We start from the raw sequence: 21888 nt of genomic DNA on the forward strand, positions 1-21888 counted from the left end.
CTCGTGTCATGCCGACGACGTCCCTCTGGCTCGAAACCTCACCGCCGATCGCGACCGACACCTTCGAGTGGGACGGTCACTACGACACCATCGTCGTCGGCGCCGGCCTCACCGGCCTCGCCACGGCCCTGATGCTGGCCCGCGTCGGGATGCGCGTGCTCGTCCTCGAGGCGCGCACCGTCGGCGCCGTCACCACCGGCAACACGACCGGGAAGGTGAGCCTGTTGCAGGGCACGACATTGTCCTCGATCCGCCGCCACTCCTCCGACACGGTGCTGTGCGCCTACGTCGACGGAAACACCGCCGGACAGGGATGGCTGCTCGACTTCCTCGAGGAGCAGCGCGTCCCCTTCGAGGTCCGCGACGCCGTCACCTACGCGACCACCCTCGACGGGCTGGACAAGCTGGATGCGGAGCTCGCCGCCGCGCGCGTGGCCGGGCTCGACGCCACCGAGGAGCGCAGCACCGAACTGCCCTTCCCCGTCGAGGGAGCGCTGACCCTGGGCGGCCAGGCGCAGATCCACCCGCTGAAGGCGCTGGCGGCGCTGGCGGCCGAACTCCGCCGGCTGGGCGGGCGCATCGTGGAGGGTGAGCGGGTCACCGACGTCTCCGCCTCCAAACCGGTGGTCGTCACGAGCACCTCTGGTACCTCGCGTGCCGATCACGTCGTGCTCGCGACGGGGACGCCCATCCTCGACCGCGGCCTCTACTTCGCGAAGGTGGAGCCCAGCCGCTCCTACGTCACCGCGTATCGGGTGCCGGGAGAAATCCCCCAGGGGATGTACCTGTCGGCCGACTCGCCGACGCGCTCGCTGCGGACCGCCGTGTCGGCGGACGGCGACCAACTGCTCCTCGTCGGCGGGAACGGCCATCCCGCCGGCCGCGCCGACTCTCCCGCCGAGAAGCTCGCCGACCTCTCCGCCTGGGCCGAACGCACCTTCCCGGGGGCGGTGCGCACGCACTGGTGGGCGGCCCAGGACTACCGTTCGGCCAACCGCGTGCCCTTCGTCGGCTGGCTGCCCCGCGGGCGCGGGCGCGTCTACCTGGCGACGGGCTACGACAAGTGGGGGATGACGAACGCGGTCGCGTCCGCGCTCAGCCTCACCGCCGACCTGACCGGCGAGACCCTGGAGTGGGCGCGGGTGCTGCATCACCGTGTCACCCGCCCGGTGGACATCGCATCCGGCGTCGCCATGAACGCGGGGGTCGGGAAGGCCGCGGTGTCGGAGTGGACGTCGGCGGAGACCGCACCGGAGCTCGGCGACACGCCGGTCGGGGAGGGCACCGGCACAGTCGGCCGGCGTGGGCGCACACCCGTCGCGGTCTCGACGGTCGACGGGACGACCTGCGCCCTGACCGCCGTGTGCAGCCACCTCGGCGGCGTCGTGCGCTGGAACGACGCGGAGCTCTCGTGGGACTGCCCGCTGCACGGCTCGCGCTTCGCGCCGGACGGCACGGTGCTGGAGGGACCGGCCACGCAGCCGCTGTCGCCGGCGCCTCCCGCGAAGGCGGACGAGGGCGCGGCAGGGCACCGCGGCGGGGCCACGGACGACGCTGCGGGGGCCGGGTCCGCCGGCTCCGACACCCCCTCCGCGTAGCGCTCAGGTGCGTGGCCCGGCGGAACACACTAGTCAGTTCCTCCGGCGCGGGAGTAGGGTCGCGCCATGACGAATCCTGACGACGAGAGCACGCCCCGTCCTGCCGGTCCCGCCGGAGCGGGCGAGCCGACGACCCCGCCGCCGCCCGCCGAGACCCCCTCCTCCACCGGACAGGCCTCCACCGGGCAGGGCTTCCCGGCCGCCCCGCCGCCGCCTCCCGCATTCCCCGCTGCGAGCGGAGCGCCCTACGGCGCGCCGGTCGCCGCACCCACGGAGCCTCCGCGCAATGTCAACATCGCCTTCTGGCTGTTCGTGGCCGGCGCCGTGCTCAGCGTCATCAGCGGCATCATCACGATCGTCAGCATCCAGGGGCAGCGCGCCCAGTTCCTCGACGCGGTGCGCAACTCCAAGCAGAGCGGATCCGTCGATGCGCAGAGCGTGGCGGACGCGGTGATCGCGGGCGCGACGGTCTGGGCCATCGTCACGCTGATCTTCTGGGCGGTCACCCTGGTGCTGTTCGCCTTCTTCATGCGGCGAGGCGCCAACTGGGCCCGCATCGTGCTGACCGTGCTCGCCGTGCTGTCGCTGCTGAACATCATCAACGGGTTCGGCACCGGCTTCCTGGAGTTCGCCCTCGCCGTCGTCGGCGTCGTGCTGATCTGGCTGCGGTCGTCGACCGAGTACTTCGCCGCCGTGAAGGCCTCCAAGGCGCCGCGCGCCTGACGCCCCGCTCGATCCTGCGGCCCGTGGACTCCGGTCCACGGGCCGCAGTCATGTGCCGACCGTGCACCCGGCGACCATGCACCGCGCGTACACTCGCGGCATGGACCTGCGGGATGTCGCCGGCGAGCTGTACGCCGCCGCGCCGGGCGACTTCATCGCGAAACGCAACGCCGCCGCCGCGCAGGCCGACCGTCCGACCGCCAAGGAGATCAAGGCGCTGCGGAAGCCCTCGGCGGCCGCGGCCGCGGTGAACGCCCTGGTCCACGACCACGCGGATCTGGTCGCCGATGTCCTCGACATCGGGTCCAGGATGCGCGACGCCTTCGCCGCCCGCGACCGCGCCGAGATCCGCTCCCTCACGCAGGAGCGCCAGCGCCTGCTGCAACGGGCGACCGAAGGACTCGACCTCAGCCCCGCCGTGCAGCGCGAAGTGGAGGAGACGCTGCAGGCCGCCGTCATCGACCCGGCGGCCGCGGCGGCGGTGCGGAGCGGGATGCTGATCCGCGGCCTCGAGGCGACCGGCTTGGAACAGGTCGACGTCTCCGATGCGGTCGCCCTCCCGGTCGAGATCGAGGACTTTCCCGCACCGTCCTCGCGGCGCATGCGCGCGGGCGGCCGGCAGGACCGCGACTCCGCCGCCGACGGCGGCGGCGACCCAGCCGAGCAGGGCGAACAGGCAGAACCGGCTGAGCCGCAAGAGTCGCCCAGCGGGCGGCGCGAACGCCAGCGCCGCATCCGTGCCGCGGAGAAGGTGGTCGAGCGTGCCCGCGCCGACGCCGACGACATCGACGACGAGCTGGACGAGACGGTCGACCGTCGGAGCGATCTGGAGGGTGAGCGCGAGCAGCTGCAGCGACGCCTGCAGCGCATCATGGACGACCTCACCGAGACGCGGGGCGCCGAGCGCGAGCTGCGGACCCGGCTCTCCGACGCCCAGCGCGCGGTCCGGGAGGCCGAGAAGGCCCTGCGCGACGCGCGCGACGACTGACCCGTCCGGTGACCAGCCCATCCGACCCCCCGGCGAGCGGCCGCATGTCGGAGCGGTCAGCCGACCCAGCGCGCGAGCAGCTCGTCCCAGTCGGCCTGGAAGCGTCCCAGTCCGAACCGCTCCAGGGCCCACTCGCGTGCGCGGCCGCCGACCTCCGCTCCCCGGCTCGGGTCGTCGACGAACGCTCGCACGGCATCGTGCAGCTCGGTCAGGTCGGTCGAGATGACCCCCACTCCCGGCACCACCGCGCGCCGCGCATCCGTCGCATCCAGCGCCACCACCGGCACGCCGGCCGTCATCGACTCGAGCAGCGACAGTCCGAGGGAGGTCCACCGGTTCGGGTGCACGTACACGCGGCGGCGCCCCACCTCCGTGAACAGCTGGGGCGCGGGGAGGTCGCCGGCCGCAGCGACCCGGTCCGGCCCGACGCCGAGCGCCATCGCGAGGCCGTCGACCTGCATCCCGAACACGTCGACCGGCGCCACGCGGGCGAACCCGCCGAGCAGGTCGGAGCCTGTCACGCGCCAGCGCCGCACCGGCTCGTTGATCACCGCCGCGGCGCGCGGCAGCTCGCCCGTGAAGAAGCTGCCGTAGTCGACGACGCCGTGCTCGATGACCGCCGTGCGGGTGGATCCGGTGTCCCAGTAGAGCGCATTGAAGTGCGTCACATGGGCGATCAGCACGTCGTCGCGGTCGGCCAGCGGATGGCGCGAGTTCGGCACGCCCTCCTTGGGAGTGTTGTGCTCGACGAAGACCACCGGCACGTCGGCGCCCGGCTTCCGGCCGGTCAACTGCTCCACCAGGTCGAACTCCTCCAAGCGCTGCAGGACGACCGCATCGAACGGCGTCGATGCCATGTCATCCCGCGGCACATCGACGACGTTCGACGGCCAGTCGCGCGCGCCGACGCCGCCCTCGCCCGCCTCGTCCAGCGGCAGGAGGTACGTGTGCCGCCCGCGCAAGAAGGCGTCGCTCCACCCGCCGTGGACCTGCCAGACGAGCAGCCGCAGAGCGCGGCTCACAGCTGGGCTCCGGGACCGTGGTGGCCCCGCAGCTCCAACGGCCCGGTCTCGGGGGCCGGCCCGTCCTGGTCCTGCCCGACGGCCACGCCCGCGTGGGTGTGACCGGCCACACCGTGCGCGGCGGTGTGCGGCTCCTTCTGCGGGCAGAGCTTGCCGCAATACGGGCAGATGTAGCCGTCGCCGACACTGGCCTCGCCGTCGAGACGATAGTCGAGCACGTCCCCGTCGGACTCCAGCACGAACTCGACGTACGCCGGACGCTGCAAGGACGGGATGGGCACCCGCATCCGCTCGAACGGAGTGGCGTCGTCGTCGAGCGGCACCCAGAGCTTGTCCGGCTCCGGACCGAAGATCGAGCCCGCCTTGTCCACCCGGGCGGGGCGGTGGTCATTCCGAACGTGCAGGATGTGACCGGCACGGATCATGTCCCGCGGGAGGGCCTGGTACGACTCCGGGACGCCGTAGGCGATCGTTCCGCGCCGCAGCCGGGCGAAGCCCTCCGCGGTGTCGTCGCCCATCACCACGAACGGCGGCGCCTCCGGCCGCCGCAGCACGATCGCTGTGCCGCCGGACGGCGTGTCCGAGATGAGCTGCAGGATGGCCGAGGCGTCGACGCGCGAACCGGTCGCGGCTTCCATGCCGGGGGCCTCAGGCATGCGCCACCGAAACCAGCTCGGCTTCGCGGCGGCCGAGTTCCGCGTCGAAGCGGGCGCCCCAGACCCCGTCCGCCTGCTCGATCAGGCACTCGGCCAGGCGCCCCACCACCTCGACATCGGTGACCAGGACCTCGCCGTCGGGGCCGCGCCCTGCCTCGGTTCCGCGCAGCAGCCAGGCGAACCGCTCCGGCCGGAGTGCGTCCTTCGGGCTGTGGCGCGGGGCGGGGAGGCGACTGATCTGCCGCGCCACCCACTCCCCGCGGGGCAGCGTCCACCAGGCCTCGGCGTCGAGCGGATGCGCCGCGAGGCCGGGGAGCGGCAGTCCGGACTCGGCGTCGACCGAACCGCGCTCGAGGTCGGTCGCATAGCCGGCCGAGTAGCGGACGTACAGGCCGGCACCCTCGTCGAGCAGTCGCTCGACCTCAGAGAGCTGATAGAGCATGGGTTCCTCCGGTCGGGACGGTGTCGCGGGCGCCGGCGACGCGGTAGCGGCACTCCATCCGGGTGCGTGAGACGAGCTCGTACTCGTGCCAGGACGGCTGATCGAGCGACGGGATCGGGATGCGGACATGATCCGGTGCCTCACCGTCGTCGTCGAGCGGGACGAAGACGATCACGTCGGACGCACCGAAGACCGACGCCGAGCAGGCGAATCGCGCCTGGGCGTAACGGTCGTTCGTCACGACGACGGCCGGGTCGGACTCGACGGGGAAGTCCTCGCGCGGCTGCTCCCGGTACGGCTCGCTGAGACCGTGGACGCCAGGCCCGCGGCGCATGCGCACGAAGAGGTCGCGTCCGCCGAAGACGTCCAGGCGGAGGGAGGACGGAACCGGGCCGTCCGCGAGAACGGCCACCGGGGTCCGTGCGCGACGCGGGAGCATCATCAGCACCGCCGTCGCAGTCATATCGCCCATGCAAGCAAAAGTAGGTCGCAGCGCCGCCAAAAGCAGGGGATTGACGAACGGTCCGAACAGTGCGTGGGCAGGTGGGTGCGCGGTTTACGAAGGGATGTGGTGGCCGATCTCATCCTCGGACATGATGACCATTCCGCCGGTGCGCTGGGAGGTGTGCATGAGGGCCTCGAGCCACTGCGGGTTGATCGCCGGGGGCCGGCTGCCGCTGAACTGGAAGGCGAGCGGAACCTCGCGACTGATCCACAGCGAGACGCGCCCCGAACCCTGCTCGACCGGGACGTCCCAGTTCAGCAGGAAGCTCTCGTGGCGGCGGAGTTTGGCGACGATGGCGAGCTTGACGTGACTGAGCACGCGGTCGTCGAGGTCATACTCCTGTCCGGCGCCGTAGACGAGTTTTCCCATAACCACATAGTGCCTTATCGCTGCACCGAAATCCTGTCGTGTCAGGGGGATTGACACCGATCCCAACCCGTGGTCATGCCAAGGTCACTCCGGGCGAAGGCGCTGTCCGCCCGCCACCAGCCGTTCGGCCAGGAGGTCGAGGGAGACGTCGTGCACCGCCCTGCCGCGACCGGCGGCGAGCGCTGCGGCGACGCCGGCCGCCTGGCCGATCATCATGTACTGGGGCTCCATCCGCACCGAGGCGAACGCGACCGCCGACGCCGACAGGCAGACCGGTACGAGCAGGTTGGCCGCATCCTGCCTCCGGGGAAGCAGGGAGGCGTACGGGATGCCGTACAGCGGCACGGGCACGGACAGATAGCCCTCGGTGAAGACCGTGCCGATCGGGTCGGGATGCTCGTACACCCACCTCCACACGCGCTGCACCTCGCGGACGTCGATATGGTACGAACCGAGGGCGATCGTATCCGCCGGGATGGACCCGGCCATCAGGTCGTGCTCGGTCAGCACCTGCTGGCCGACCATCCGTCGCGCCTCGCGGACGTAGAGCTGGTGGGGCAGGTGACCGGTGTCGGCGAACTCGCCGCGCGGGAGGCCCCTGCGGGACAGCTCTCGGCGGATCGCGGACGGCACGTCGGGGTCGTGCGACAGGAAGTACAGGAATCCGCGGGTGTGCGACAGGTGGTGCTGCCGGAGCTCCTCCCTCCGCTCCGGCGACGCATCGGGGTACTCCCACGCCGACCCGTCCAGGACGCTGAGCGACACCGGGCCGAGGGAGTTGCCGTCCGACATCCCACCGGGGAGGTTCGGCTCCAGCCCGAGCATGCGGCCGGCGGTGCGCTCCACCCCTTCACGCCGGTCGCGGGCGAACAGCCGACGCCCCAGCTCCCAGTACTCGTCGTCGTAGTCGTCCGGCCGTTCGAACGGGATGCGGTCGGAGGCCGTGGTCAGGCACACCCGGTAGCCGTACGACATGACGCCGCCGTCACCCTCGCCCAGTGCGGCGAGCGGGCGGTCGTGCAGCTGCGCGAGGATCGCCCCCTCCGTTCGCCCGGTCGGATCGGCGACGAACGGGGACACCCACGGCGGCATGTTGTGCATCCCCGGGAGGAACTCCTGCCGCCCGGCGAATCGCTCCCCGTGCAGCGAGCGGTCCTCGCGGCCGACCCGGTATGGAACGCCGGCGGCGGCCAGCAGGTCGCCCTCGTAACTCGCGTCGATGAAGACCGCGGCCTCCACCCGGCCGGCGCCGGCAACGTCGAGCGTGCGGAGCTCGCGGCCGTCGGGCCCCTCCGCGGTCTCGACGCCGGTCAGCCGGGCGTCGAACTCGACCTCGACGCCGGCGACCTCCAGCCAGCGGCGGAAAATGGCCTCGGCGACGTGCGGCTCCGGACCGGCGTAGTGCCCGGGTGCCCTGCCGTAGTGCTCGGCGATGTCCGCGCGCAGCCGCGCCGCTGCGCCACCCAGCGCCCGGACGTCGCCGACGTCGGTGTAGCCGAGACCGCCCGACGTCATCCCGCCCAGATGCCGGCCCGGCTCGAGCAGGAGGACGTGCGCTCCTGCCTCGCCCGCCGCGACGGCCGCCGCGACGCCCGCAGACGTCGCACCGTACACGACGACGTCCGCCGAGCGGGTCATGCGCCCGCGCCCTCGGCGGCCCCCGCTGCCGCGAACTGCGGCAGCAGGGCGCCGCCGCTCTCGAACAGGCCGCGCTCCAGCGCCGTGACCAGGTCCCACTGCCCCACGAGTGGATGCGCGAGCAGCGCCATGCGCACCAGGCGGCGATCGCCCGTCACTGCAGCGCGGGCGGCCAGGCGCTCGTAGGCGCTGACGTGCTGGATGACCCCGAGCAGCTCCGGCGCCACCGGAGCCTGCGGCAGCGGGGTCGCGCCCGACGAATCCACCCGGCAGAGCGTCTCCACCACGTCGTCGTCGGCGAGGCCGGTGATCAGCCCGTTGTTGCGCACGTTGACGACGTGGTTGTCCCCGGTGCCGGCGACCAGCGACGCGAGGAGGGCGGTGGCCGCCTCGCTGTAGAACGCGCCGCCGCGCGCCTCCAGCTGCGGGGGCTTCGTGTCGACGGCAGGGTCCGCGTAGAGCGCGAGGAGTTCGCGTTCGACATCGGCCACGACGGTGGCGCGCGGCGTGCTGCCATTCAGCTCGGCGACGGTCTTGTCGTGGGCGTAGTAGTACTTCAGGTAGTAGGAGGGAAGGACGCCGAGATCGCGGATGAGCTCGCCCGGTACGCCCCCGCGCCTCCCCAGCTCGTCCGAGCGCTCCTCGATCATCCGCGGAAGCACGTCCTCGCCGTCCACGCGGATGTGCCGCACCCACGACAGGTGGTTGAGCCCCACCGGGTCCACCTCGACGCGGTGCGGCTCGACGCCGTGCTCGCGAGCGATCCAGCGCTGGACGCCGATCGCGAAGTTGCAGAGGCCGATCGCCTTATGCCCGTCGTCGAGGAGGGCGCGCGTGTTGATGCCGACCGGGTTGGTGAAATCGACGATCCAGGCGTCCGGGTTCGCCCGCTCCCGGGCCTCCCGGGCGATGTCGAGCACGACCGGCACGGTGCGGAGCGCCTTGGCGAGCCCGCCCGCCCCCGTCGTCTCCTGCCCGACGCAACCGCACGCCAGCGGGAACAGCTCGTCCTGCAGGCGCGCCTGCTGGCCGCCGACCCGCAGCTGGATCAGCACAGCGTCCGCGCCGTCGATCGCCGCCGTGCGGTCGGTCGTCAGCGTGACCGGGACGTCGGCGCCCTGACGCGCCAGCATCCTCCGCACCATCCCGCCCACGATCTCGAGACGGGGTCCGTCGACGTCCATGAGCCACAGCTCGTCGACCGTGAGACGTTCGCGCTCGTTCCACAGCCCCGAGACGAGCTCGGGCGTGTAAGTGGAGCCTGCGCCGATGACCGTGACCTTCATCGCGGATCCTTTCGTCGGGTGTCGGGTGAGGGGTCGGCGGGGCGCTCATCACGCTCTCGGAGAGCACGGACGAGGCCGTCGACGGGGCGGAAGGCGAGAGGCTGCGGGTCGAAGCCGCGATCGCGGAGACCGGCGGAGACCGCACCGCGGAAGCCGGAGTCGGCGAACAGCCCGCCGGCCAGCACAGCGGGCGCTCCCGACGGGACGGCCCCGTCACTCCCCCACGCGGCGCGGGTCACGACATCGGCGAGAAGCAGCGCCTCCTCTGCCGCACGGGCGACCAGCCGGCCCGCCACGGCGTCTCCGTCGAGAGCAGCGCGCGCGACGACAGCGGCGAGGGCGCCGACCTGTCTCATCGTCACGGCCCCGTCGCGAATGGCCCGGGCGAGCGTCACGGTGTCGGGCATCCCGGTCTCGGCCAGCACACGGCCCAGGAGGGACGTCGCCGGACCTCGGCCGTCCTCGGCCCGTGCCGCCGCACGCACCGCCTCCCGGCCGAGGTCGTCGCCGCCGCCCCCGTCGCCGCTCACCCAGCCGAGCGCCGGGACCGTCGCGAGGCCGCGCGGTCCTCGCGCGACGGCGTTCAATCCCGCACCGCAGACGATCGCGAGCGCGTCCCCGAGGCCGCCGCCGGCCTCCAGGACAGCGACGGCGTCGCCGACCACCTCGATCTCCGCGCGGGGGAACAGCCCGGCGAGCGCCGCGCGGTGACCCGTCTCGTCTCCGGGGAAGTCGACGCCGGCGATCGCTGCCGACACCTGCTGCGCCTCGGCAGGGTCGGCTCCCGCCTCGGCCAGTGCACTGCTGACGGCGGTGACCACGGCCTCCGGTCCGGCTCCGCTGCCTGCCGCGATGACGCGCGCCCGCTCCGTCAGCCCCTCTGGGGTGCGCGCGAGGACCACGACCTCGGTCTTCGAGTTGCCGCCGTCGATCGCCACGGCCAACGCCGGGCGGGCAGGGGGTTCGGTGAGTGCGGTCAGCGTCTTTCCTTTCGCCGCGCCCATCCTGCCGCAATTATGGGATCGTTTCCACCCTCCGTGCGCTCCCTGTCGTCGAGCGGTGAGTAGATGTCCGAATCCGCGACGAGTAGCGGCATCGTGTCACCACTCGGCGGAGAGGAGGCGAGACGGCGGAACAGCCGAACGAGACGCGGCTAGAGCGCGCGCGGGGCGGCGGTCGAGCCGCGCGGGAGGACCTGCGCCTCGAGGACGACCGTCTCGGGGTCGGACCCCGGATCCTTCAGGCGTCCCAGCAGGCGGTCGAGGGCCGTCTCGCCGAGCGAGACCGCATCCTGCGCCACCGCCGTGATGCCGGGGCTCACCATGCTCATCCACTCCGAGTCGTCGAACGAGACCACACTCAGATCCTCCGGGATGCGCAACCCCAGGTCGTTCGTCGCCCGCCAGACTCCTTCGGCGAGCAGGTTGTTCGCGGCGAAGATGGCGGTCGGATGGTCGCGCCGGGCCAGGATGTCGATGGCCGACTTGCGGGCCCCGTCCGCATCCCAGCCGGTCGAGATGACCAGTGAGGGATCCGCGGCGATCCCCGAGCCCTTCAGCGAGGTCCGGTAGCCGGCCGCGCGCTCGCCACCCGTGGTCCAGGTCGTCTCGTCGATGAACAGCGCGATGCGGCGGTGCCCGAGATCGATGAGATGATCCGTCATCCGCTTGGCGACACCCGCGTTGTCGATGATCACCGCATCGCAGCGGCCCGCCGAGAACTGACGGTCCGCCTCGATGACCGGTATGTGCTGGCGCATCAGGTACTCCGACACGTCGCCGGACAGCGGCGTGACGATCACGCCGGCGACGCGGGTGGCGACGAACGCGCGCGCCGCATCCATCTCGGCCTCAGTGGAACCCTGGTCGTCGACCAGCATCATCGTGTAGCCCTCGCGGCGCGCCCGCGCGGCGATGCCCGCCGCGAGGTCGGCATAGAAGGCATTGCGCAGGTCGGAGACCAGCACGCCGATCGTGCGACTGTCCTGCTTGCGCAGGCTGCGCGCCATGGCGTGCGGCACGTACCCCAGGGACTCGGCGGCGGCCACGACCCGCTCCCGGACGCCCGCGGCGACGTATCCCTCGCCGCTCAGGGCGCGCGAGGTCGTCGACTGAGACACGCCGGCCGCCAGCGCGACATCCTTCAACGTCGCGCGGCGCGGAGCCCCCTCCGCGTCGTTCTCGATCATGGACACCCTTCTCGCGGGCGCCGGAGCGCCGGACGCCCGGCGAAGTCCACCCTAACGGTCGAGGCGGCGGCGCGCGCCACCCACTGCTGGGGCCTGCACGACCGGTGACTGCGCGGCCGCTCGGGTGTACCGTGCGTGCAAAACAGGCAGTTCCCCCGCCGGCACCGCCCACATAGCCGCGACGCACCGGGCATCCACGAGGCGCTCCCCGCCCGGGAAAGGCCCGAGTTCGGTTGCAGGCCCGCGCCCGAGGACCTATAGTCGCTGCTATGTGGTAACGATGCCACACCGCGCCGAAGGAGGCGGGGGACGGATCGAAAGGGTGGCGATGAGGATCACCGAGCTCGATGACGCGACAGAGGGAGGCCGATGATGGCCGTCCTCACCGACGCGTCACGCAGCAACACCCCGACGGGTGACCGCAAGCCGGAGAAGAAGCGGGCGAAGAAGTACAACAAGCGCGAGGCGATCGCGGGATACCTCTTCATCAGCCCCTGGATCATCGGCTTCCTGGTGTTCACCCTCGGCGCGATGCTGTACAGCCTGTTCATCTCGTTCAGCAACTACAACCTGGCCACGAACAGCGCCAGCCCGGCAGGGTTCGACAACTACTCCGAACTGTTCGACGACCCCAAGGTCGCGCTGTCGCTCGGCAACACGCTGTTCTACGCGGTCATGGCCGTGCCGCTCGAGATCATCTTCGCGCTGCTGCTGGCCCTCCTGCTGAACTGGGTGGGACGGGGCGCAGGCGCCTTCCGCACCATCTACTACCTGCCCAAGATGACGCCGGCGGTGGCCACGGCCTCCATCTTCCTGCTGCTGCTCAACGGCAACACGGGTGCGATCAACCGCTTCCTCGCCGTGTTCGGAATCGAAGGCCCGCAGTGGCTCATCGACCCGAACTGGGTGAAGCCCTCCATCGTCCTGATGACGCTGTGGGGTGTCAGCGGCACGATGGTGATCTTCCTCGCGGCGCTCAAGAACGTCCCGCAAGACCTCTACGAGGTCGCGTCGCTCGACGGAGCCGGCCCGATCCGCAAGTTCTTCACCATCACGATCCCGATGATCTCGCCGGCCATCTTCTTCAACGTGGTCGTCCTCACCATCGCGGCCCTTCAAGTGTTCGACCAGGCGTATCTGCTGTTCTGGCGCGACCAGACCAACGCTTCGCCCGACTCGTCGCTGTTCTACGGCGTCTACCTCTTCCAGCAGGCCTTCCGCCAATTCAACTTCGGATTCGCGGCGGCCATGGCCTGGCTGCTCTTCGTGATCATCCTGCTCATCACGCTGGTGCAGGTGAAGGTCAGCAACCGGCTCGTCTACTACGAAGGAGACAAGTGATGTCCTCCGCGACCCAGTCCGCTGACCGGGCGACCGCAGCCGCTGCCGCCGTCGCCTCCGAGATCGGCAAGACGAGTCCCGACGGCGGCCGCACCCCGACGAAGGGCAACCGCGACAACCCCGTCAAGGGCCGGTGGTACAAGCCGAAGTCGATCATCGGCAAGACCCTGCTGTGGATCGTCGCCCTCGGATTCACGCTGCTGTTCCTCTACCCCTTCGCCTGGCTCCTCGCGGCGAGCCTCAAGCCCCGCGAGGAGGTCTTCGACAACTCCCTCTGGCCGAAGACGTTCACGCCGCAGAACTACGTCGAGGTCTGGAACCAGCTCCCGCTGCTCTCCTGGATCGGCAACAGCGTGGTCATCGCGGTTCTGGCGGCCGGCCTCGTCGCGATCTCGAGCTCGATCGTCGCCTTCGGGTTCGCGTACTTCAAGTTCCCGGGCCGCACCCTCCTGTTCGGCCTGGTGCTGGCGACGATGATGCTGCCGGGCGCGGTGACGATGGTGCCGCAGTACCTGATCTGGAAGAACCTCGGCCTGGTCGGGACCTGGATACCGATGTTCGGGATGAACCTGTTCGGCTCAGCGTTCTACATCTTCCTGCAGAGGCAGTTCTTCATGGGGCTCCCGCGGGAGCTGTTCGAGGCGGCCCGTCTCGACGGCGCCAGCTACTGGAAGCTGTTCACCCGCATCGCGATGCCGCTCAGCGTCCCGTCGTTCATCATCATCTTCCTGTTCGAGTTCCAGGCCAGCTGGAACAACCTCCAGGCAGCGCTGATCTACCTGAACGCGGGAGGTGTGGACGGCTTCACCGTCCCCCTCGGCATCTCGTACGCCATGACCACGTTCAGTCCGACCAACGGCGGGCACGGCGACTACCAGTACGTGATGGTCGCCGCGCTGATCGTCACGCTGCCGATGCTGCTGCTCTTCGGATTCGGCCAGCGCTACTTCATCGAGGGCGTCGCAACGCAGGGCCGCAAAGGCTGACCCTCACCCCGGATGCCGGGCGCGGTTGGACATCGTCCGCCGCGCCCGGTAACGTTTAACCCCCCTAGCGACGATTTTCGGATCGAGCCGGCGGGTGGGAGGACCACCTGTTCCGGATTCGAAAGGCCCGTCGTGACATCCACATCTCCCTCTCCTTCGCTGTACGCGTCCCGCGACTTCCGTCTGCTGCTCGCAGGTCAGACGACAAGCCAGTTGGGCGCGCAGGTCTCCGCTGTCGCCCTGCCTCTGCTCGCGGTGGTCGCGCTGCATGCCACCCCGTTCGAGGTCGGTCTGCTGGGCGCCGCCTCCACCATCGCATTCGCCGTGCTCGGCCTCCCTGCAGGCGCCTGGGTGGACCGGGTACGCCGTCGGCCGCTGCTCGTGGCCGCGGACGTAGCTCGGGCCCTGCTGCTGGCGACCATCCCGCTCGCGGCGCTCCTCGGCCTGCTGTCGATGGGGCAACTGCTGCTCGTCTCGCTGCTGGCGGGCGTGGCGCGGGTGTTCTTCGATGTCGGCTACCGGAGCTACCTGCCCGCCGTCATCGGCCGGGATCGTGTGCTCGCCGGCAACTCGTCGCTGGAATTCGTGCGAGCGTCCGGACAGGTGGCCGGTCCGGCACTCGGCGGGGTGCTCGTGTCGCTCATGGGGGCGGCGTCCGTCCTGCTCGTTCAGGCGGGAACGTTCGCGGTGTCCGCGCTGTGCCTACTCGGGATCCGCGCACACGAGGACGCCCCCGGCCGCTCCGGCGCGGGCGGCACGCGTGCCCCGGGTGCCGCTCCGGGTGGCGTGTCGGGCGCGGCAGCTGCGTCCGCCAGGGGCGCCGCTGCGACTGCCGGCGGCCGTCGGATGCGCGCGGACATCGCGGAGGGCCTGACGTTCGTGTTCCGCTCGCGGGTGCTGCGTGCGACCGCGCTGGCGAGCGCCCTGAGCAATTTCTCGTTCGCCATCGCGTCGGCGGTGAACATGGTGTTCCTGTCACGCACGCTCGGCCTCTCGCCGGCCATGATCGGCATCGTGATCGCGGTCGGGTCGGTGACGGTCATGATCGGGGCCGGCTTCACGACCCGGCTGGCGCGTGCCGTCGGCCCGGTCCGCATCGTCTGGCTGTCCCTGGCCGTGACGGCCCCGCTGTCGCTCCTTGGCGCCTTCGCTCAGCCGGGATGGTGGACGCTGCTCATCGTCCTCGGCATCGCCGCCGGCGAGTTCGGGCAGATCGTCTACGCCATCACCCAGGTCAGCGTGCGGCAGCAGGTGTGCCCGGACCGCATCCTCGGGCGCGTGAACGCCACCATGCAGGTCGTCGTGATGGGGCTCTTCCCGCTCGGCGCCATCCTCGGCGGGTTGCTCGGGGACGCGATCGGTCCGCGCTGGACCCTCATCGTAGCCGGCGCCCTGCTGCTGGCCTGTCCCGTGGTCCTCTGGACCGCCCTCCGCGGCGCCCGAGACGTCGCCGACCTCCCCGAGGCCCCCCTCTCCGCCTAGTCCCGCTCCCTCCCGCTTCGCCCCCCGTTCCCTCCGCCCTTTTCGTCGAGGTGCACGTTGTTGCGGTCGACACGCCGCGTGAGTGCGCAACAAGGTGCACATCGACGAGCGCGGGCATCGAGTGGTGAGTGGATGCTGGAATCCGGGACGAGTGGCGACATGTGCTCACCACTCGACGGGACGAGGGAAGTGGGCGGCCCCGGAGAGAGCCGAGCGCGAAGGCGGGCGGCGGAACGGCGGGGACGCAGAAGGGGCGGCCTCCGGGAGGAGGCCGCCCCTGGGTGCGAGCGGTTACTTGCTGCTCTTGGTGGCCTGCTGGTAGGCCTTCATGGCGGACGCCTGGGCGTCCTTCAGGGCCTGGCTGGCCGACTTGTTGCCGAGCAGGTACGACTGGATCGCGTTCTGCAGCTCCGTCTGGATCTGCTGACCGGCCGGCGACGCACCGAACGACTTGCCGCTGCCGACCACGTCGTAGAACGTCGAGATCGCCTTGTCGAAGCCCGCGTTGCCGGACGGCTTCACGTACTTCTGGCGCAGCGTCTTGTCGGCCTCCGGCGAACCGGTGAAGAGGCCGGTGTTGATCGCGCCCGGCGTCTTGTCGATGGTCTTCTGACGGGCGGCGCCTGCAGCCTCCCAGGCCTGCTCGCTGGTCAGGGCGAGCGCCCAGGCGCACGCGGCGTCCTTGTTCTTGGCGCCGGTCGGGATGACGAACGACGTGCCGGAGGCGACGGCGAACGGCTTGCCATCGCTGTCCTTGAACGGCACCGCTCCGATATCGACCTTGTCGACGAACGGGGTCAGCACGTTGACGTACCACTGGGCGTTGACCTCAGCGCCGACCTGGTCCTTCACGTACTGGTTGTTCTCGCCGAAGAAGTCGAAGGAGTCGGTGAAGCTCTTCATCTTCGCGTAGCCGCCCTGGGCGTCTGCGATCTGCTTGAGCACCGTCAGCGCCTTCTCGTTCTTCGAGTCGTCGAGGGTGGGCTTGCCATCGGAGCCGATGATCTGGCCGCCGAAGCCGAGGATCCACAGTCCGGCCTGGCCGCTGGCCTGCGGGTCGAAGCCGAGCGTCGTCGGGTTGCCGCCCGATGCCTTGTACATCTTCTTGACGGCTGCGACCAGGGCGTCCGGCTTGGAGGTGTCGATGTCGGCGTCGGTCACGCCGGCCGCCTTCATGACGCGCTCGTTGGTGATGATCGCCGGCGGCTGGTAGAACTGCGGCACTGCGTAGACCTTGCCGCCGTAGGTGATGTCGTCGAGGACCGAGCCGTAGAAGCTCTTCTTCGGGTCGACGTTGTTCACCGAGTAGCACTGGTCGAGCGGCTGGATCAGGCCCTGCGCCGCGTAGGTCGCAACGAACTGGCGGTCCATCTGCACGACGTCGGGCACGTTGCCGCCCGCGACGCGGGTGGTGAATTTCTGCGCATCGAACGGCGTCTGGTCGATCTTGATGGTGACGTTCTTGAGCTGGTCTTTGGCGTAGGCGATGCGGGAGGTGCCGACCTCGTCGGCGTTGTCGAAGCCCCAGGCGTTCAGGCTGCCTTTGGCGTCTTTCGAGAAGTTCCCGCCGGACGAGCTGCCGCCGCTGGAGCTGCACCCGGCGAGGAGCGCCACCGACGCGGTGAGTGCCACAGCGGCGAGGGCGGTGTGCCTCTTGTTCATCTGATTTCCCTTCAGTGGTGTCGCGGCGGGCGTCCTCGCCCGTGCGAAGAGGTACGGGATTCGATACTGCCGGGGTTCGAAGGCGACAGTATGGAAACCTTCCCACATCGAACGCTAATGCAGCCGCCCGGCTCTTCACAAGGGGAGCAGGGACAACGAACGGGTTTTCGTTACTTGATTGTTTCTTACGCTTGAACGAGCCGCTTCTCAAGTCCTAGGGTCGTATGGCAACGATTCCAGAGATCGACCCCGGAGGAAGGCACCGATGCCCCGCATCCGCCGCGTACTGCTGCTCGGACACACCCACCACGACGTCGGCTACACGAACAGCCCCCGGATCATCGACGGGATGCACGCGAGGATCGTGCGCGAAGTGCTCCGCCTGGCCGCGGAGGACACCGCGGCGCCAGGCGCGCCCGACCGCTTCCGGTGGACGTTCGAGGTCGCCCGCCCCGTGCTGAACTTCCTCCGCTCCGCCTTGCCGGAGGAGATCGCGCAGTTCCGTGCCCTCACGGCCGACGGCACGATCGCGGTCACCGGCGGGTACCTGAACATGACGCAGCTCCCCGACCTCGCCGAGTTCGAGGCGGCGTACCGGTCGCTCCACGCCATCCGCGAGGCCGGCCTCCCGATCCGCACCGAGCAGCACGGCGACGTGAACGGCATCGCCTGGGGCGCCGCCGACGCGATGCTGGACGCCGGGATCGAGCGGCTGGTCATGGCGCTGAACCCCGACCACGGCCGCGCGCCGCTGGAGCAGCCGAGCGCGTTCTGGTGGGAGGCGCCCTCCGGCCGCCGGGTGTTCACCCTGCTGTCGACGCACTACGGTTTCGGGGAGGAGTGGGGGATCGTCGACGGGGATGTGGAGCTCGCCGAGCAGCGCATCCTCGAGTTCGTCGAGCGCTTGGATGCCCGGACGGACTACCCGTTCGACACCGCCATCGTGCACGCGGGCAACGACAACCGCTGGCCGACCGCACTCTTCACCCGGATCGTCCGGCACTGGAACGAGCGCCATCCCGACCGCCCGACGGAGACCGCGACGATCGACACCGCGATGGATGCGCTGGCCGCGCAGGCAGAGGCGCTGGCCGCAGACGCGCCGGACGGACTGCCCGTCCTCCGCGGCGAGTGGGCGGACTGGTGGTCGCACGGCCACGGTTCGACCGCCCGCGAAGTCGCGGTCTACCGGGAGGCGCGGCGCTTCGCCCGGTCGGCACGTGCGGCGTTCGGGCTGGCTGCCCGACGCGGCGAGGGCGACCCGGCGCTCGCGACGGTCCTCGGCTACCGCCGCGGACCCGTCCGCTTGCGCGGCGAGGCCGAGCTGGCCGAGGCGTTCGAGCGCGTGGATGAGGAGCTGCTGCTCTTCGGCGAGCACACGTGGGGCTCGTGGGAGACCTATTCGAAGCCGCACTCGCACTTCAGCCACTCGCACGGGAACGCCAAGGCCGGCTTCGCCTACGGCGCCTGGGACCTCGCGCGCGACCTCAACGTCGAGGAGCTCCACCGGCTGGCGGCCTCCGGCTGGGACCCCGCTGCCGACCTCGTTCCCGTCGAGGGTGTGCTGGTCGCCAACCTCGACGACCGCCCACGGCGCGAACCCGTCGAGGCGGAAGTGGATGGTTCACGCCGAGTGACCATCGTCGCTGAGGTGCCTGCACGCTCCGTCGTCGTACTGCCCGCACCCGCGCCGCTCCCGTCGCCGCGGGAGGGCACGACCGTGGAGGCCGGGCGCTTCCGCGCGGCGGTCGATCCGAACCGCGGAGGGGTGGTCTCGTTGGTCGACCTGACCACCGGCCGAGAGCTGATCGACACGACCGCCGCCCACGGGCTGGGCGCCATCGTGTCCGAGTACGTGACCGAGGCGGGACGGTCGCACGCGATGTTCGGCAACCCGAAGAACTTCAACCCGTCGTTCCCCGGCCCGGAGTTCGAGCAGCGCCACGGACGAGCGGACGCTCTGCCGGGGGTGACAGAGACGGAGACATTCGCTCGCATCCACTGGGTGTCGGAACTGCCGGGTGAGCTGTCCGCGACGCACACGCTCACCCTCTATCGCGACCTCGCCGACATCGACCTCGACGTCCGAATCGCCAAGCCGGAGAAGTTCGGCCCGGAGAGCATCTTCGTCACGTTCCCGTTCGCTGTAGCAGCGCCGCAGTTCCTGCTCGAGACGGCGGGCGCGGTGTTCGCCGCCGACACGGAGCAGCTTCCCGACACATCGAAGGACTGGTACTCGATCCAGCACGCGGTCGGCGTGAGAAACGATGCCGCCGATGCCGCCATCCTGTGGGGCACGGTGGATGCGCCGCTCGTGCAGCTCGGCGGCTTCCACACCGGCGAGTGGGCGAGGACTCTGGATGCTCCCTCCGGTCACATCAACAGCTGGGTGATGAACAACCTCCATTTCACGAACTTCCAGGCCAGGCAGGAGTTCACCGGCACCCTCCACTACCGATTCCGGCCGGCAGTCGCGGCGGAACTGAGGGAGGCGGTCGCCCGCTACGGCGCCGACCTCGCGCTGCCCTTGCAGGCCCGCGCCTACGCCGGACCGCTCGGCCGCGAGCGCAGTCGAACGGTAGGACCAGGGGCGCACGGCGTGCCGCATCCCCGTCGCCGTTAGGGTGGACCACGGGCGGCTCGACGGACGAGCGACCCAGATGACGTGAGGGGGTGCGCGTGGCGGCGGATGACGGGCTCGCGATCAGGATCCGGGGACTGCACAGGCGGTTCGGCGACAAGATCGCAGTGGACGGGATCGATCTGGACGTGCCGTCCGGCAGCTTCTACGGCCTCGTCGGCCCGAATGGCGCGGGCAAGACGACGACGCTCGGCATGGCGACCGGCCTGCTGCGCCCGGACGCCGGGGAGGTGCTCATCCACGGCGTCGACATGTGGAGGCAGCCCCTGGTCGCGAAGGCGATGATCGGCGTGCTCTCCGACGGCGTCCGGCTGTTCGACCGCCTCACCGGCCAGCAGCTCGTCGAGTACGCGGGCCTCCTCAGCGGCATGGATCGGCCGACTGCGCAGCAGCGCACGGCCGACCTCCTGCAGCTGCTCGATCTGCAGACCGCCGGGGGGACCCTGGTGGTCGACTACTCGGCCGGCATGACCAAGAAGATCGCACTGGCGGCCGCGATGGTGCACGCCCCGCGGGTGCTCGTGCTGGACGAGCCGTTCGAGTCGGTCGACCCGGTCTCCGCAGCGAACATCCGCGAAATCCTGCGGACCTACGTGCAGGGCGGAGGGACCGTCGTCGTATCGTCCCACGTGATGGACCTGGTGGAGCGGATGTGCGACCACGTCGCCGTCATCACGGCCGGACGCGTCGTCGCCGCCGGTTCGGTGGACGACGTGCGCGCCGGATCCACGCTGGAGGACCGTTTCGTCGAGCTCGTGGGCGGCCGCCGGGTCGGGGAGGGGCCGGAGTGGTTGCGACACTCGTAAGGCTGCGGCTGCTCGTCCTGCGCAACTCCTTCAAGCGCAGCACCAGCCAGCTCGTCGCCGTGATCATCGGCGCGCTGTACGGCGCGTTCGGCCTGATCGTCGTGCTCGGCGCCCTGGTGGCGCTGTCGTTCGCACCGGTCGAGGTGGCGACGACCGCGGTCGTCCTCGCCGGCTCGGCCGCAGTCCTCGGATGGGCGGTCTTCCCCCTGCTGCTGTCGGGGGTCGAGCAGACCCTCGATCCCGGTCACCTCGCCGTCTACCCCATCGCGCTCCGGCCGCTGATGATCGGGATGCTGCTGAGCGGCGCGGTCGGCGTCGCCGGTGCTGCCACCACCATCGCGTCGCTCGGAACCGCCCTGCCGTGGCTGCGTTCGCCCGGTGTCGCGCTGATCGGCCTCGTCACCGGGGTGCTCGGCGCCGCGACGTGCATCGTGGTGTCGCGAGCGGTGACCTCCGTCGCGAGCGGGCTCGCCTCCGGGCGCCGGTTCCGGGAGGCGAGCGGCCTGCTCATCCTGGTGCCGCTCATCCTCGCCGGGCCGATCGTCATCGGCATCACGAGCGGCCTGCGCCGCTCGGCGGATGCACTACCCGCCGTCGCCGCCGGCCTCGGCTGGTCCCCGCTCGGCGCCGTGTGGGCTGTCCCGGGCGCCGTCGCTGCGGGCGACCCGCTCGGCGCGCTGCTGCGGCTGCTCATCGCCGTGGCGACGTTCGTGGTGCTGTGGGCGGTGTGGCGCTGGGGTCTCGCACGATCGCTCGTGACTCCGGCCCGCGCCTCCTCCCGCACTCGGGCTCCCGGCAAGACCGGGCTGTTCGGGGTGCTGCCGGGCACCGCCGCGGGTGCGATCGCCGCGCGGTGCCTGACCTACTGGTTCCGGGACCCGCGCTACCTCCGGCAGCTGCTGGTGATCCCGCTCCTCCCGGCGGTGATGTGGTTCTACTCCGGGATCAACCACTCCCTCGGCTACCTGTTCGCCGCGGGGCCGGTCGTCGCGTTCGCGCTGGGCATCGGGATGATCGCGGACGTCTCCTACGACTCGACCGCGTTCGCCCTCCACGTCTCCAAGGCGGTGCCCGGACGCGCGGACCGCTGGGGCCGCGCCTCCGCTCTGCTGAGCTTCGCCGTGCCCGCCGTCGTGATCATCGTGCTCGGATCCGCCGCGGTCGAGGCGGATTGGCTCCCCGCGCCGGGCCTGCTCGGCCTCTCGCTCGGGATGCTGCTGAGCGGCGTCGCCGTCTGCTCGGTGACCTCGGCGCGGTTCGTCTTCCCCGTGCCGGAGCCGGGCGACAACCCGTTCCGCTCGCGGCCGGGCGCGAACATCTCGCTGATGGGCCCGACCTTCGCGGCGTGGGGTGTGATCGCCGTGCTGTCCCTCCCCGAGATCGTGCTCTTCGTCGTTTCCCTGGTGACGCGGGAGGCCGCGTGGGGCTGGATCGGGCTCGTCGTCTCGCTCGTGCTGGGCGTGGTGCTGCTTGTCGTCGGCGTCCGGCTCGGCGGGCGCGTCCTCGACGCCCGCGCCCCCGAGCTGCTGCTCCAGCTCCGCAAGGACGCCTGATC

19 protein-coding genes are annotated in these 21888 nt (G+C 70.8%); 9 read left to right on the forward strand and 10 right to left on the reverse strand.

Features of this window, described 5'->3' with window-relative positions:
* The first annotated feature begins 8 nt into the window (after window positions 1-8).
* From SB754_RS16230 to SB754_RS16240, 3 genes are all read left to right on the forward strand, one after another.
* Entirely contained in the window at window positions 9-1598 is a 1590-nt protein-coding gene (locus SB754_RS16230; RefSeq protein WP_410783450.1) for an FAD-dependent oxidoreductase, read from the forward strand.
* A 66-nt stretch (window positions 1599-1664) separates the two neighbouring features.
* Window positions 1665-2321 (forward strand): hypothetical protein, encoded by a 657-nt coding sequence (locus tag SB754_RS16235; protein WP_410783451.1) that lies wholly within the window; start codon window positions 1665-1667, stop codon window positions 2319-2321.
* Between the two features lie 100 nt (window positions 2322-2421).
* Complete coding sequence (locus tag SB754_RS16240; protein WP_410783452.1) at window positions 2422-3309, forward strand: hypothetical protein; 888 nt, start codon at window positions 2422-2424, stop codon at window positions 3307-3309.
* A 56-nt stretch (window positions 3310-3365) separates the two neighbouring features.
* Here the strand turns inward: SB754_RS16240 and SB754_RS16245 are convergent, their stop codons facing one another.
* From SB754_RS16245 to SB754_RS16285, 9 genes are all read right to left on the reverse strand, one after another.
* Window positions 3366-4331 (reverse strand): glycosyltransferase, encoded by a 966-nt coding sequence (locus SB754_RS16245; RefSeq protein WP_410783453.1) that lies wholly within the window; start codon window positions 4329-4331, stop codon window positions 3366-3368.
* On the reverse strand, window positions 4328-4969 hold the full coding sequence (locus SB754_RS16250) for a hypothetical protein (RefSeq protein WP_410783454.1): 642 nt from the start codon (window positions 4967-4969) through the stop codon (window positions 4328-4330). The genes SB754_RS16245 and SB754_RS16250 overlap by 4 nt, the downstream gene beginning before the upstream one ends.
* Window positions 4970-4979: 10 nt before the next feature.
* A complete protein-coding gene (locus SB754_RS16255) occupies window positions 4980-5429 on the reverse strand; it encodes a DUF6098 family protein (protein ID WP_410783455.1) in 450 nt (149 codons plus the stop codon).
* Window positions 5410-5901 carry a hypothetical protein gene (locus SB754_RS16260; RefSeq protein WP_410783456.1) on the reverse strand — a complete coding sequence of 164 codons (492 nt, stop codon included), beginning with the start codon at window positions 5899-5901 and terminating at the stop codon, window positions 5410-5412. The genes SB754_RS16255 and SB754_RS16260 overlap by 20 nt, the downstream gene beginning before the upstream one ends.
* Before the next feature lie 84 nt (window positions 5902-5985).
* The gene (locus SB754_RS16265) at window positions 5986-6303 is read right to left on the reverse strand and encodes a hypothetical protein (RefSeq protein ID WP_410783457.1); all 318 of its coding nucleotides are present in this window, start codon (window positions 6301-6303) and stop codon (window positions 5986-5988) included.
* Window positions 6304-6387: 84 nt separating this feature from the next.
* Complete coding sequence (locus SB754_RS16270; RefSeq protein ID WP_410783458.1) at window positions 6388-7941, reverse strand: FAD-dependent oxidoreductase; 1554 nt, start codon at window positions 7939-7941, stop codon at window positions 6388-6390.
* Complete coding sequence (locus tag SB754_RS16275; RefSeq protein ID WP_410783459.1) at window positions 7938-9227, reverse strand: 6-phospho-beta-glucosidase; 1290 nt, start codon at window positions 9225-9227, stop codon at window positions 7938-7940. Before SB754_RS16275 ends, SB754_RS16270 begins: the two co-directional genes overlap by 4 nt.
* Complete coding sequence (locus SB754_RS16280; protein WP_410783460.1) at window positions 9224-10231, reverse strand: BadF/BadG/BcrA/BcrD ATPase family protein; 1008 nt, start codon at window positions 10229-10231, stop codon at window positions 9224-9226. The genes SB754_RS16275 and SB754_RS16280 overlap by 4 nt, the downstream gene beginning before the upstream one ends.
* 149 nt (window positions 10232-10380) lie before the next feature.
* Window positions 10381-11415: a LacI family DNA-binding transcriptional regulator gene (locus tag SB754_RS16285; RefSeq protein WP_410783461.1), complete on the reverse strand. Its 1035-nt coding sequence runs from the start codon at window positions 11413-11415 to the stop codon at window positions 10381-10383.
* 372 nt (window positions 11416-11787) lie between these two features.
* Between SB754_RS16285 and SB754_RS16290 the strand changes: the two genes are divergently transcribed.
* The 3 genes from SB754_RS16290 to SB754_RS16300 all read left to right on the forward strand — a co-directional run bounded on the left by SB754_RS16290 (window position 11788) and on the right by SB754_RS16300 (window position 15224).
* Window positions 11788-12756, forward strand: a complete 969-nt coding sequence (locus tag SB754_RS16290; protein WP_410783953.1) for a carbohydrate ABC transporter permease — start codon at window positions 11788-11790, stop codon at window positions 12754-12756.
* A complete protein-coding gene (locus SB754_RS16295; protein WP_410783462.1) occupies window positions 12756-13742 on the forward strand; it encodes a carbohydrate ABC transporter permease in 987 nt (328 codons plus the stop codon). The genes SB754_RS16290 and SB754_RS16295 overlap by 1 nt, the downstream gene beginning before the upstream one ends.
* A gap of 132 nt (window positions 13743-13874) precedes the next feature.
* On the forward strand, window positions 13875-15224 hold the full coding sequence (locus SB754_RS16300; RefSeq protein WP_410783463.1) for an MFS transporter: 1350 nt from the start codon (window positions 13875-13877) through the stop codon (window positions 15222-15224).
* A 291-nt stretch (window positions 15225-15515) separates the two neighbouring features.
* Here SB754_RS16300 and SB754_RS16305 read toward each other — a convergent pair whose 3' ends face one another.
* The gene (locus tag SB754_RS16305; RefSeq protein WP_410783464.1) at window positions 15516-16886 is read right to left on the reverse strand and encodes an ABC transporter substrate-binding protein; all 1371 of its coding nucleotides are present in this window, start codon (window positions 16884-16886) and stop codon (window positions 15516-15518) included.
* A 265-nt stretch (window positions 16887-17151) separates the two neighbouring features.
* On the opposite strand from SB754_RS16305, the gene SB754_RS16310 reads away from it, so the two are divergent.
* From SB754_RS16310 to SB754_RS16320, 3 genes are read left to right on the forward strand one after another with little or no spacing between them, the layout of a single operon-like run.
* Window positions 17152-19509 carry a hypothetical protein gene (locus SB754_RS16310; protein WP_410783465.1) on the forward strand — a complete coding sequence of 786 codons (2358 nt, stop codon included), beginning with the start codon at window positions 17152-17154 and terminating at the stop codon, window positions 19507-19509.
* 50 nt (window positions 19510-19559) lie between these two features.
* On the forward strand, window positions 19560-20333 hold the full coding sequence (locus SB754_RS16315; protein WP_410783466.1) for an ABC transporter ATP-binding protein: 774 nt from the start codon (window positions 19560-19562) through the stop codon (window positions 20331-20333).
* Window positions 20315-21886: a transporter gene (locus SB754_RS16320; RefSeq protein ID WP_410783467.1), complete on the forward strand. Its 1572-nt coding sequence runs from the start codon at window positions 20315-20317 to the stop codon at window positions 21884-21886. The genes SB754_RS16315 and SB754_RS16320 overlap by 19 nt, the downstream gene beginning before the upstream one ends.
* Window positions 21887-21888 lie beyond the last annotated feature (2 nt).

This window comes from Leifsonia sp. SIMBA_070, from assembly GCF_046534635.1.
Lineage (GTDB): Bacteria > Actinomycetota > Actinomycetes > Actinomycetales > Microbacteriaceae > Leifsonia.

What these genes read in the sequence shown, in the direction of transcription:
- SB754_RS16230 (WP_410783450.1), top strand. Translation starts at nt 9, where the DNA reads ATGCCGACGACGTCCCTCTGGCTCGAAACCTCACCGCCGATCGCGACC.
- SB754_RS16235 (WP_410783451.1), top strand. Translation starts at nt 1,665, where the DNA reads ATGACGAATCCTGACGACGAGAGCACGCCCCGTCCTGCCGGTCCCGCC.
- SB754_RS16240 (WP_410783452.1), top strand. Translation starts at nt 2,422, where the DNA reads ATGGACCTGCGGGATGTCGCCGGCGAGCTGTACGCCGCCGCGCCGGGC.
- SB754_RS16250 (WP_410783454.1), bottom strand. Translation starts at nt 4,969, where the DNA reads ATGGAAGCCGCGACCGGTTCGCGCGTCGACGCCTCGGCCATCCTGCAG.
- SB754_RS16255 (WP_410783455.1), bottom strand. Translation starts at nt 5,429, where the DNA reads ATGCTCTATCAGCTCTCTGAGGTCGAGCGACTGCTCGACGAGGGTGCC.
- SB754_RS16260 (WP_410783456.1), bottom strand. Translation starts at nt 5,901, where the DNA reads ATGGGCGATATGACTGCGACGGCGGTGCTGATGATGCTCCCGCGTCGC.
- SB754_RS16265 (WP_410783457.1), bottom strand. Translation starts at nt 6,303, where the DNA reads ATGGGAAAACTCGTCTACGGCGCCGGACAGGAGTATGACCTCGACGAC.
- SB754_RS16270 (WP_410783458.1), bottom strand. Translation starts at nt 7,941, where the DNA reads ATGACCCGCTCGGCGGACGTCGTCGTGTACGGTGCGACGTCTGCGGGC.
- SB754_RS16275 (WP_410783459.1), bottom strand. Translation starts at nt 9,227, where the DNA reads ATGAAGGTCACGGTCATCGGCGCAGGCTCCACTTACACGCCCGAGCTC.
- SB754_RS16280 (WP_410783460.1), bottom strand. Translation starts at nt 10,231, where the DNA reads ATGGGCGCGGCGAAAGGAAAGACGCTGACCGCACTCACCGAACCCCCT.
- SB754_RS16285 (WP_410783461.1), bottom strand. Translation starts at nt 11,415, where the DNA reads ATGATCGAGAACGACGCGGAGGGGGCTCCGCGCCGCGCGACGTTGAAG.
- SB754_RS16290 (WP_410783953.1), top strand. Translation starts at nt 11,788, where the DNA reads ATGGCCGTCCTCACCGACGCGTCACGCAGCAACACCCCGACGGGTGAC.
- SB754_RS16295 (WP_410783462.1), top strand. Translation starts at nt 12,756, where the DNA reads ATGTCCTCCGCGACCCAGTCCGCTGACCGGGCGACCGCAGCCGCTGCC.
- SB754_RS16305 (WP_410783464.1), bottom strand. Translation starts at nt 16,886, where the DNA reads ATGAACAAGAGGCACACCGCCCTCGCCGCTGTGGCACTCACCGCGTCG.
- SB754_RS16310 (WP_410783465.1), top strand. Translation starts at nt 17,152, where the DNA reads ATGCCCCGCATCCGCCGCGTACTGCTGCTCGGACACACCCACCACGAC.